Source organism: Streptomyces sp. NPDC055025 (genome assembly GCF_053608565.1).
Genome location: NZ_JBSGVS010000046.1, coordinates 40,453 through 52,096 on the forward strand (window position 1 = coordinate 40,453; position 11,644 = coordinate 52,096).

The window sequence follows — 11,644 nt, forward strand, 5'->3', positions numbered from 1 at the left end:
TGCGGGGGCGGCTGCGGCGCCTCGCTGCCCCGGAGCCTGTCCTCCCCTTGGCTGACCCGGAGCCCCGAGCTCCCAGGGTCATTCCCCTCGGACCGTCATCCCCGAGCGGTCCGCCTCCCGGTGAAGATCTCCCCCTGGCCGCGTCCGGCAATCCTTGATCGTGGTCACTCGAACGAGCGGTGTTGCTCGGGGGGAACGTGTTTTCGAACGAGAGTTCGATAGTCTGGCATGGCTGGACGTGCGCACATCGGGCCGGAAGCGGAATCCGACGGCTGACGGCCATCGACGATCATTCAGGGACGACCACTCAGACGACCACTCAGGACCGAAGGGGGTGCCTGGACGCATGGTGCGGCGTATCGATGTGACCGGAGCGGACGGCGTGCGTCTCGCTGCCTGGGAGTTTGCCGGCCCGCCGGAGCGGCGTGAGGAGGCGGGTCCGGAGAGGACCTCCGGCGTCTTACTCCTCCATGGGCTCATGGGCCGCGCCTCGCACTGGACCTCCACCGCGCGCTGGCTCGCCGAGCGGCACCGTACGGTCGCGCTCGACCAGCGGGGGCACGGTCTCAGCGACAAGCCGGCGGAGGGGCCGTTCACCCGTGAGGCGTATGTCGCCGACGCGGAGGCGGCGATCGAGCAGCTCGGACTGGCGCCCGTGACGCTCATCGGCCACTCGATGGGCGCGCTCACCGGATGGCAGCTCGCCGCCAGGCGCCCCGATCTGGTCCGGGCCCTGGTCATCTGCGATATGCGGGCCTCGGCGCTGGGTGTGGCGTCCCAGCGGGAGTGGAGCGACTGGTTCCGGTCGTGGCCCGTCCCGTTCGCGACGCTCGCCGACGTACGGAAGTGGTTCGGCGAGGACGACCCCTGGGTGGAGCGCCCCACACCGGCGCGCGGCGAGTTCTTCGCCGAGGTGATGACGGAGCGCGCGGACGGCTGGCATCCGGTCTTCTCGCGCCCCCAGATGCTCACGTCCCGGGAGACCTGGGTCTATGACGCCCACTGGGAGGAGCTGGCGCAGGTCCGGTGCCCCACCCTGGTGGTCCGCGGTCTCGACGGTGATCTGGGGCGGGCGGAGGCTCAGGAGATGGTCCGGGTCCTGCCCCGGGGCCAGTACGCGGAGGTGACGGACGCGGGTCATCTCGTCCACTACGACCAGCCGGAGGCCTGGCGGGCGGCGATCGAACCGTTCCTGGAGGGCGTGCTGACGCGGTGAGGGACGGGCCGGTCCGGGTGGGTCCGGAGGGTCCGGGTCGCGGGTCGGGCCGGTCCGGCGAGAACGCCCGCCGGACCGCTCGGCGATACGGCCCGCCCGCGCCCGGCCGCCCCCCTCAGCCCTTGCTGACCGCCGTCAGGTCAGCCCTTGCTCACCGCCGCCAGGATCTCCGGGAGCCGGGCCGCCGTGCGCGGGGCCGCCAGCCGCAGCCCCAGGACCGCCATGAGCGCGCCGTACACCGTGCCCACGGGGAGCAGCAGCCAGGTCCATCCGTCGGCGTCCGCGACATGGAGCCAGATCGTCAGGGCGATCACCGGCGCGCAGAGCAGGGCCGCGCCGAGCATGCCGCCGAAGATGGAGATCCAGGCGAGACCGGCCTGTCCGGGGGCGACGTTCTTGTAGGCGCTGTCCTGCGGGATCGAGTACGGGAAGCGGGCCGAGGCCACCGCGCCCGTCGCCAGCATCGCGCCGAGCAGCGCGAACGACAGACCCAGCGCCTCGGGCAGGGAGCGCCAGTCACCCAGCAGGGCCGCGGTCGCCACCGTCACCAGCGCCGAGTACGGCAGGCTGATCACCAGCAGCGCCAGCGCCCGTCCGCGCAGTTCGAAATAGGCGTCCCGGGTCGAGGAGATCGTCTGCGCCACCATCCAGAAGGCGGAGGTGTCCTGGCCGAACTGGTTGTACATCTGGATACCGAGCATCCCGGCCGCGAAGCACGCGAAGTAGATCGTGCCCCGGCCCTGGAGCGCGTTGAACAGCGGCGCGATCAGACCGATGGCCAGCGAGGTCACCCACGCCGCCTTCGTCTTCGGATCCCGCCACACATAGCGCAGACTGCGCCGCATCACCGTGGCCGTACGCCCCTCGGGCAGCAGCCGTCCCAGCCGTCCCACCGCCGACGCCGACTGCTTGCGGGACGGTTCCGCCGCCGCGAGCGTCGAGCCGTCCGGGGCCGTCATCAGCTTCACGAGCGAGCGCTGCCACGCGTACAGCAGCGCCGCCAGCGCGCCCGCCGAGAGCAGGAGCTGCGCCCCGGCCGCTCCGTACGCGCCCTCGCTCGCCGAGTCCACCGCGCCGATCGCCGACGCGGGCGGCACCCACCGGACGATGGACGCCGTGGGGTCGAGCGCCGAGAGCCCGCCCGCGTCGCCGAGCCGCTGGGCGCCGAAGTTGACGACCTGGATGCCCACCGCGACCACCAGACCGCTCAGCACCGCCAGATCCCGGCCCTTGCGCGAGGTCAGCAGGCGGATGTTGGCCGTCGCGACGGCCCGCGCCAGCGCCACACAGATCAGCAGCGCCAGCGGTACGGCGAGGACGGCTACGGCGACCGCCGCCGCGCCGTGCCCCACCGCGATCACCGAGCCGAGCGCCAGACAGAGCGAGAACAGCGGGCCCAGACCCACCAGCGACGCCACCAGCAGCGCTCTGACCAGCGGCTGCGGGCGCAGCGGCAGCATCACCAGCCGGGTCGGGTCCAGCGTCTCGTCACCGCCGGGAAAGAACAGCGGCATCACGGCCCAGCCCACCGCCAGTACGGCGGTCAGCAGGACCACGACCGTGCCCGCGTGATCGTTTCCGCGCAGCAGCACCAGCCCGAGGAGCTGTCCCGCCGCGATGAGCAGCGCGAAGACCGCGGAGACGACATACGCGGCGGTACGGCCGGACGACTGCCGCAGCCCGTTGCGCAGAAGGGCGAGCTTCAGCCGTACGAAGATGGGTGTGAGCGAGGGAGCACTCCGCGGCCCGCCCCCGCCGTCTCCGGTGATGCCGCCGGTCGCGGTGGCCTCGCTGGTCCCGGTGACCCCGTCCGCCCCGGAGACGCCGCCGGTCGCGCCGGTCGCCGCGGCCATGGCCCCGTCCGGTGCGCTCATCGGCTGCCGCCCAGCCAGTCCAGGCTCTCGCCGGTGTCACGGCCCTGCGCGCCGACCAGTTCCAGGAAGGCGCTCTGGAGGGACGGCGCGCCGCCCCGTACCTCCGCGAGGGTGCCCCGCGCGCGGATACGGCCCGCCGCCATCACCGCCACCCAGTCGCAGAGCGACTCGACCAGCTCCATCACATGGCTGGAGAAGACGACCGTCGCGCCCGAGTCCGTATAGCGCTCCAGGACACCGCGGATCGTCTGGGCCGAGACCGGGTCGACGCCCTCGAACGGCTCGTCCAGGAAGAGGACTTCCGGATTGTGCAGCAGCGCCGCCGCCAGGCCGATCTTCTTCCGCATACCCGTCGAGTAGTCCACGACCAGCTTGTGCTGGGCGCCCGCCAGGTCCAGTACGTCCAGAAGCTGGGTGGCGCGCTTGTCGACCTCGGTACCGGGCAGCCCCCGCAGCCGCCCGGTGTAGCCGAGGAGTTCGCGCCCGGAGAGCCGCTCGAAGAGCCGCAGTCCCTCCGGCAGGACGCCTATCCGCGCCTTGACCTCGGCGGGGTCGCGCCATACGTCGTGTCCGGCGACCCTCACCCGTCCCTGGTCGGGCCTGAGCAGACCCGTGATCATGGAGAGTGTCGTGGTCTTGCCGGCGCCGTTCGGCCCGACCAGACCGATGAACTGGCCCGCGGGCAGTTCGAGATCGATACCGGCGACGGCGATCTGCCCGCCGAACCGTTTCCACAGCCCCTCGACGCGAACGGCGGGCGGCGACGTGCCCGCCGCGCCCGTCACCCCACCCGCCGCGTCTGCCTCGTCCGCCGCGTCTGTCTGTTCCCTTGACCGCTCCGGCTGTTCCCTTGACTGCTCCGGCATTGGCGCACTGCCTTTCGGTGTCCGTACGGCTACGGCACCACCTTATGTACGGCGCGTACGCATCGCGGCTGCCTCCCGCCCGCACGCGTAGGCCAGCGGGCTCATCAGCTCGTCCACGTCCGGCAGCCAGCGGTTCGCGAGGGTGGGCCGGCGGGCCCACTGCACCGCGCCCCGGCCGCCGATCCGGGTCGGTGGCGCCGCCACATAGTGACCCTCGCCCCGCGCGACCAGATCGATCGCCTCCGGCGCCCAGCCCTGCCGCCGTACCAGCTCGGCCGTCTTCGCCGCCGCGCCGGGCAGCACGAAGAACAGCACCCGCCGGTCCGGGGTGCAGGTCACAGGACCGAGCGTCACATTCATCCGCTCCATCCTGGCCAGCGCGAGAAAACCGGCCGACTCCGGTACGTCGAGCGCGTCGAAGGTGCGTCCCGTCGGCAGCAGAACCGACGCCTTGGGCTGCCGTGACCACAGCGCGCGCGCCTCGGCGGCGCTGCCCGTCGCCTGGGCCGGCCATCCCGGTCCCGTCGCGTGCGCTCCCGGCGAGGGGCAGTCGCTCCCGCCGCACGAGCACCTCTCCGCGCCGCCCACCGCCTCCAGCCAGGTGCCGGGGAACACGTCCCAGCGCCTCTCTTCCGTGTACCGCACCGCGCTGTCCAGCAGCAGGTCGCGCCGCTGCTGGGGGATCTGCGCGGCGTCCCTGACTCCGATCGTCTCTTCCACGAACAGCACAACTCCCGCCGCCACCACGGGTTACGGGCGCACGGCGCGGCGCCGCGGGGGGCCGAACCGCCATGTGGGGCGCATCGATGCATGGGCGGGGGCGCGCGTGAAGGGGCGGACCGGTATCCGGGTAGCCACCCTCGGGGGTCGGACACCATGGGGGAGCGGTGGAAGCACAAGACCGGCCGGACCGTGTTTACCGCCGTTCGCCAAGAATCGTCGAATATTTCCGTTACCACCGAACATGCGCATTCTCTGCAGATCTGCCGGGCATTGGTCACTTAGCTGATCACTGCGGCCACAGGGGGTATCCAATTGGCAGCCAGGCCTCTCGTCGCGCGCCAGCCGAACGAACGGCTCCAGGCGCTCATCCAGGAAGCCGGGTGCTCCAACGCCGGGCTCGCCCGGCGCGTCAACATGGTGGGTGCGGAGCGTGCGCTCGACCTGCGGTACGACAAGACATCGGTGGCACGCTGGCTGCGCGGACAGCAGCCACGCGGCCGGGCGCCGGGCATCATCGCCGAGGCGCTCGGCCGGAAGCTGGGCCGTACGGTCACGATCGACGAGATCGGTATGGCGAACGGCAAGAATCTCGCCTCGGGCGTCGGCCTTCAGTTCTCGCCGACCGTCATCGGCGCGATCGAGCAGGTCTGTGAGCTGTGGCGCAGCGATGTGGGGCGCCGCGACTTCCTCTCCGGCTCCGCCGTGGCGTCCTCGGCGCTCGTCGAGCCCAGCAGGGACTGGCTGATCACGGCCGCCGACCCGGCCGTGGCGCGCAGCACCGGTGCGCGGGTGGGGGATTCGGATGTCGAGGCGGTGCGGGCCATGACGCGCGCGCTCATCGATCTGGACCACCGCTTCGGCAGCGGCCATGTCCGTCCGGTCGTCGTCCACTATCTGAACAGCGTGGTGGCGGGCCTGCTCTCCGGCTCCTACCGCGAGGCGGTCGGCCGCCGGCTCTTCGCCGCCGTCTCCCGGCTGACGGAACTGGCCGGGTACATGGCGGTCGACACCGGACAGCCGGGGCTCGCCCAGCGCTATTACATCCAGGCGCTGCGGCTGGCCCAGGCCGCGGGGGACCGCGGTTACGGCGGCTATGTGCTGGCCGCGTCCATGAGCCATCTCGCGGCCCAGCTCGGAAACCCGCGGGAGATCGCGCAGTTGGCGCGGGCGGCGCAGGAAGGGGCGCGCGGACAGGTGACCCCGCGCGCGCAGGCCATGTTCTACGCGGCCGAGGCGCGCGGTCACGCGCTGCTGGGCGACGGCCAGACCTGTGAGGCCGTGGTGGGCCGGGCCGTCACGGCGCTGGAGCACGCGGACGCCGCCTCGGGCGACGACCCGGAGTGGATCGCCCACTTCGATCAGGCCTATCTCGCCGACGAACTGGCGCACTGCTACCGGGATCTGGGGCGGCCGGAGGCGGCCGGCCGGCATGCCTCGGAGTCGCTGGAGGGCCATCCCGAGTCACGGGCGCGGCGGCGGGCGATCGGGCTGGTCCTGCTCGCCACGGCCCAGGTCCAGCGGCGTGAGGTGGAGCACGCCTGCCACACCGGGACACGCGCGGTGGAACTGCTGGGTACGCTGCGTTCCAGCCGGGGCGCGGAGTATCTGGACGATCTCCAGCAGCGGCTGGAGCCGTATGCCGACGAGCCCGCGGTACGGGAGTTCGGGGCGAGGCTGGAGATCCAGGCGGCGTAAGGTTCTGGTTCTCCGGGCCGTGAGGTTCAAGTCGGTGACCTGAGGGTTCCGTACGGTGTGCGGGACCTGTACGGCCTGCGGGACCTGCGCGGTCTGCGGGACCTGCGCGGCCTGCGGGTTCCGTACGGCGTGAGGGTTCTGTGCGGACGTCCTACGCGCGGGTGTCCGTCCGGGGGCGTCCGTGAGAGTGCCGTGCGGAGGTCGTGACCGTGCCGTGTCGAGCGTGTGGTCCTGACCAAGTCGGTGACGGTACAGGTGAATTCGACCCCTATATCAGCGTCTTGAGGGGACGGGCCGTTACTGGATCCGGGCGCGTGGCAGAGGCCGCGATTCACCCGGTAGCGTGAACCGACGTTCTGTAGGCCCACACGTTCCACATGTAGGAGTCCCGGTGACGCACAGCGGACAAGGGGATGAGCCGCAGCACCCTGCCGCTCGGCCCGCGCACGAAGGCGTTGTGCTGCCCGGTGACGGCAGCGCGCCCTGGATCCCCGGCCAGTCCTCGGACCGGCCCGCGCAGGGCCCGGCGGGCGGGCGGCCGTGGGGACAGCCCTGGGGGCCGCAGGACGGCTCCCAGGAGCAGTCCGGGTACGGCGAAGTCCCGCACGGCGGGCAGCAGTCGTACGGGCCCCAGCCGGGCGCTCAGCCGTACGGAGCGGGGGAGAGCGATCCGTACGGCGGCCAGCTCCCGCAGCCGCTGTCGCAGCCGCTGCCTCAGGGGCTGTCGCAGGGGCAGCCGCTCCCGCAGGCCCAGGAACAGGGGTACGGACAGGGGTACGAGGGGTACGGACAGGGCTTCCAGGAACAGGGACAGGGCTTCCAGGGGCAGGGGTACGGACAGATCCCTGGGCAGGCCCAGGGGCAGCCGTTCCCGCAGGAGCAGCCCTATCAGCCGCAGGAGCAGCCGTATCAGCCGCAGGGGCAGCCGCCGCGCCACGCCGCCGCGCAGCCGTTGCCGCTGCCCGCGGAGGCGCCGCCGCAGGGCAGCGCGGACGCCACGCAGTATCTGCCGCCGGTGAGCGCCATGCCGGGCGTGCCGGGCGTGCCCGGTGCGGGGGACTCGGACGCGACCCAGTTCATCGCGCCGGTCCCGGCGGGACCCGGCCATGGCCCCGGTGCGGGACCCGGCATGCTGCCGCCGGAGAACGCCGCGGAGGCCACCCAGTTCCTGCCGTCGCCCATTCCGGGCGCGGGCGCCGGCCCGGACGCGGACGCCACGCAGTACATCGCGCCCGTACCGGCGCAGCAGGCCCCCGCGCAGGGCGTTCCCGCCGCGCCCCCGGGCGCGCCGTACGGCATCAGGCCGGGCGCTCCCGGGGAACGTCAGCCGCCCGCGGAGTTCGACAATCTCTTCCGTACCGACGCGCCCGGCGGCGGCCAGGGCGCCGATTCGACCCAGCCGCTGCCCCAGTTCGACGCGGGGCAGGGACCCCAGCCGCAGCCGTCCGCCCGCCGGGCCGCCGCCCCCAGGGCCGCCGCACCGCCTTACGCGCAGCAGCAGCAGACCTCGTACGATCCGCCGGGCCGGGCGGCGGCGCGGGAGCAGCAGGGCCGGTCCGCCGGGCGCCGTAAGTCCTCACCCGTACCGGTGATCGCGGCCGTCGTGATCGGCTGCGCCGTGCTCGGCCTGGGCGCGGGCGCGCTGATGAGCGGCGGTGACGACACCCCGGTACAGGACGACAGCAAGACGGTGGCCGCGGCGAGTTCGCCCCCCGCCGAGTCCCCCGGGCAGAGCGCGCCCGACCCGGCGAAGCCGCAGGCCGAGGCGCTCGACAAGCTGCTCGCGGACAGCGGCAGCAGCCGTGCGGCGGTCATCGCGGCGGTCGAGTCCATCAAGTCCTGCGACAACCTGGACCAGGCGGCCTCCGATCTGCACGACGCCGCGGAGCAGCGCCGGGATCTGGTGACCCGGCTGAAGGACCTGACACTCGACAAGCTGCCCGGCAACGGCGAGTTGGCGTCGTCGCTGACCGACGCATGGGAGGCGTCCGCCTCGGCGGACGACCACTACGCGAACTGGGCCGGCCAGGCCAAGGGCAAGAAGAACTGCAGGGGCGGCCAGGCCCGCGTGACCCAGCAGGCCGCCGAGGGCAACCGCGCGAGCGGCGAGGCCACGGCCGCGAAACAGAAGGCCGCGAAGCTGTGGAACGGCATCGCAACCAAATACGACCTCACCGAACGCACCCCGACCCAACTCTGACCGGACCCGGCGGCCGGGGGCCTGGGCCCAGCCCCGGGCCCGGGACCGGTCGGCCCCGGCGGCGCGGGCGGGGCCGGGGCGGGGTGTCGGCCCACGTGACCCGGAGCGGCCGACGCGGCGGGGTGTTTCGTGCCGTTGTGGGCGGTTCGGTGCGGGTCGGGGTTATTCCGAGGTGCTGCCCAGGGTTTGGCCCACGTCGACGAAGTCCTTTCGCTGGGCTATCAGGCGGCCTTCGCGGACCACTTGGAACGTCACGTCCCTGTTGACGATCCGGGGGAAGCCCGGGGCGCCCAGCATGTCCTCGTAGCGCCAGCGCAGGGGCGGGGTGAGGCCGTCGGTGTTCACCTTGACGCCGCGGTTGAGGGCGTCCGCGATCTTGCCCGACGTGATGGTGTTGTCGTTGATCGACTCGACGACCGCCTTGAGGGCCGTGTACGCGATCCAGGTGGTCTGCGGCCCCGGGTCCGCCGGGTCGATGTCGTTGTCCCCGAAGGCGTACTTGTCGATCACGTTCCGCATCGCGTTCCATGCCGGATCGGTCGCCACCGGATACCACCCGGTCAGATACGCGCCCTCGAAGGGGCCGGTCTTGCCGCCCGTGCTGTCGATGAGCGGCTGGCCCACGCTGCCGAGGACCGAGGAGACCCGGATGTCCCGGCCGTCCTCGGGCACCCGGCGGTAGGAGTCGAAGAAGGTCTCCGTACGGTCGCCCAGCACCGCGGTCACACAGCCGCCGTCCCCCGCGCTCGCGCGCGCCTGCTCGGCCTGCCTCGTGTAGTCGGTGGCGTCCTCCGCCGCGCGGACGTCGCCCGCGGGGCCGCGACCGCCCTGTCCCAGACCGGAGTTGAGCAGTCCGGGCAGATCGTCGCCGGTGATGGTGTCGGGCCGTACCAGCGCGGTCCGTCCGCACTCACGGGCCAGCTGCCTGCCGTTGCCGGCGAGAAGCGTCGCCTGGCCGCCGTTGACGGGATAGGAGAGGAAGCTGCTGAACTCCTCCTCGGTGAGCCCGTAGCCGCCCAGATACGGGATGGACGCTGCCTCCAGCGGCGCCATGAACTCACGGCCGTGCTGGCTGTACGAGCCGACGACCGCGACCGCGTCCTCCTTGACCGCCCGGCGGGCGCAGTCGGCGGCGCCCGCGGTGTCGTTGTTCTCGTCACAGGTGAGGACGCGCAGGGTGTGGCCGTCGATACCGCCGTTGGCGTTGACCCAGCGCGCGTACGCCTTGGCCATGGCCGGCATGCCCGGCTGGTTCGTGGCGTTCGTGCCGATCGGCGCCCAGGTCATCACGGTGACGGGCTCCCTGGAGCCCCCCGTGCCACCAGGGAGAACACCGCAGCCGACGAGAAGCGACGCTCCCACCACCGCGGTACAAACAGCGCGAATCGCGCCGGACTGGAAAGGGCGGGAGAAGGATGAGCGTCGCCAACCGGTCATAGTCATGCAGGCTGCCGCTCCCAGGTAACGCCGGAGTGTGGAAGCTTCGAGGTTTGATGACTTAGGGGTGAATTACAGGGGCCCGTCGAGCCGCCGCGCGCGGACCGTAGAGTCAAGGACTGTGCAGCAAGGTTCCGAGAACTCTTCCCGTCGTGCCCGTCACTCCCGCACCATGGGCGGCATGCCGCTCAATGACATGCCATGGTGGCGCTGGCGCAGCAATGTGCGCTCGGCGCTGCACATGCTTTCCGATCCCGTCTTCCACCAGGAGTACTGGCTGGCCGGCCGCGAGGGGTACGGCGACGTCACGGACGCCGTGTACCGGCTGGTCGAGGACACCTGGCTGGACAACTGGTCGGCCGAGAAGTACGTCGGCACCATATTCCGTGACTCGGGCGAGGCCGCCCTGGTCGATCTCGCCGTCCTGCGGGTGCTGCGCATCATGCACCAGGTCGGCGCGGACGCTCCCGTGTCCGCCTATCTGGAGCATCATGGCTGGCCGGAGGCGGTACGAGCGGCCCGTGAGGCGCACGTACGGCTGGCGACGAGCGACGGGGACGACCCGGACACGGTGCCGAAGTCGCTGGACGTCCTGCGGATCATGACGCGGTCCTTCTGACCGCCGCGGGGTCCGGTGCGGCCGCCGCGGGGGCCCGGTGTGGGATCCTCTGAGGTCATGAGCACCGCCCCGCAGCAGTCCGCCGCGACCGCGTCCTCGATGTCCACGCCGTCGGCCCGTCCGGCCGCGCCGTCCTCGTCGCCCGAGCAGTACGTTCTGACGCTGTCCTGCCCGGACAAGCAGGGGATCGTGCACGCCGTGTCGAGCTATCTCTTCATGACCGGCTGCAACATCGAGGACAGCCAGCAGTTCGGGGACCATGACACCGGTCTCTTCTTCATGCGGGTGCACTTCACGGCCGACCCGCCGGTGGGTGTGGAGAAGCCGGTCACGGTGGAGAGACTGCGGGCCAGCTTCGCCGCCATCGGGGACGCCTTCCGGATGGACTGGGAGATCCACCGCGCCGAGGAGCGGATGCGGATCGTCCTCATGGTCAGCAGGTTCGGCCACTGCCTGAACGATCTGCTCTTCCGGGCCGGGACCGGCGCCCTGCCGGTGGAGATCGCGGCGGTCGTCTCGAACCACACGGACTTCGCCGAGCTGGCCGCCTCGTACGGCATCCCCTTCCACCACATCCCCGTGACCAAGGACACCAAGGCCGCCGCCGAGGCGGAGCTGCTGGAGCTGGTGCGTGCGGAGCGGGTGGAGCTGGTGGTGCTGGCCCGCTACATGCAGGTGATCTCCGACGACCTGTGCAAGCGGCTCAACGGCCGGCTCATCAATATCCACCACTCCTTCCTGCCGAGCTTCAAGGGCGCGAAGCCGTACCACCAGGCGCACGCGCGCGGGGTGAAGCTGATCGGAGCGACCGCGCACTATGTGACGGCCGCTCTCGACGAGGGGCCGATCATCGAGCAGGAGGTCGAGCGCGTCGGCCACCAGGTCACTCCGGAGCAGCTTGTGGCGATCGGCCGGGACGTGGAGTGCCAGGCGCTCGCGCGCGCGGTGAAGTGGCACGCGGAGCACCGGATTCTGCTCAACGGGCACCGCACGGTCGTTTTCGGCTGACCGGCT

The 11,644-nt window shown here is 71.9% G+C and carries 9 protein-coding genes; 5 read left to right on the forward strand and 4 right to left on the reverse strand.

The window, feature by feature from the left end:
• Positions 1-346: 346 nt before the first annotated feature.
• On the forward strand, positions 347-1,216 hold the full coding sequence (locus ACWGDX_RS26370) for an alpha/beta fold hydrolase (protein ID WP_453629437.1): 870 nt from the start codon (positions 347-349) through the stop codon (positions 1,214-1,216).
• 140 nt (positions 1,217-1,356) lie between these two features.
• On the opposite strand, the gene ACWGDX_RS26375 is transcribed toward ACWGDX_RS26370, so the two are convergent.
• From ACWGDX_RS26375 to ACWGDX_RS26385, 3 genes are read right to left on the reverse strand one after another with little or no spacing between them, the layout of a single operon-like run.
• Positions 1,357-3,090, reverse strand: coding sequence for a transporter (locus ACWGDX_RS26375; protein ID WP_453629386.1), 1,734 nt, complete (start codon positions 3,088-3,090; stop codon positions 1,357-1,359).
• Entirely contained in the window at positions 3,087-3,956 is an 870-nt protein-coding gene (locus tag ACWGDX_RS26380) for an ABC transporter ATP-binding protein (RefSeq protein WP_453629387.1), read from the reverse strand. Before ACWGDX_RS26380 ends, ACWGDX_RS26375 begins: the two co-directional genes overlap by 4 nt.
• A 42-nt stretch (positions 3,957-3,998) precedes the next feature.
• Positions 3,999-4,685: a bifunctional DNA primase/polymerase gene (locus tag ACWGDX_RS26385; protein WP_453629389.1), complete on the reverse strand. Its 687-nt coding sequence runs from the start codon at positions 4,683-4,685 to the stop codon at positions 3,999-4,001.
• A 306-nt stretch (positions 4,686-4,991) separates the two neighbouring features.
• Between ACWGDX_RS26385 and ACWGDX_RS26390 the strand changes: the two genes are divergently transcribed.
• Positions 4,992-6,374: a transcriptional regulator gene (locus tag ACWGDX_RS26390; RefSeq protein WP_453629391.1), complete on the forward strand. Its 1,383-nt coding sequence runs from the start codon at positions 4,992-4,994 to the stop codon at positions 6,372-6,374.
• A gap of 391 nt (positions 6,375-6,765) precedes the next feature.
• Complete coding sequence (locus tag ACWGDX_RS26395) at positions 6,766-8,574, forward strand: hypothetical protein (RefSeq protein ID WP_453629393.1); 1,809 nt, start codon at positions 6,766-6,768, stop codon at positions 8,572-8,574.
• Positions 8,575-8,736: 162 nt separating this feature from the next.
• On the opposite strand, the gene ACWGDX_RS26400 is transcribed toward ACWGDX_RS26395, so the two are convergent.
• The gene (locus ACWGDX_RS26400; protein ID WP_453629439.1) at positions 8,737-10,011 is read right to left on the reverse strand and encodes an ABC transporter substrate-binding protein; all 1,275 of its coding nucleotides are present in this window, start codon (positions 10,009-10,011) and stop codon (positions 8,737-8,739) included.
• Between the two features lie 172 nt (positions 10,012-10,183).
• On the opposite strand from ACWGDX_RS26400, the gene ACWGDX_RS26405 reads away from it, so the two are divergent.
• A complete protein-coding gene (locus ACWGDX_RS26405) occupies positions 10,184-10,630 on the forward strand; it encodes an SCO4402 family protein (protein ID WP_363079290.1) in 447 nt (148 codons plus the stop codon).
• 99 nt (positions 10,631-10,729) lie between these two features.
• Complete coding sequence (gene purU, locus ACWGDX_RS26410) at positions 10,730-11,638, forward strand: formyltetrahydrofolate deformylase (protein ID WP_453629441.1); 909 nt, start codon at positions 10,730-10,732, stop codon at positions 11,636-11,638.
• Positions 11,639-11,644 lie beyond the last annotated feature (6 nt).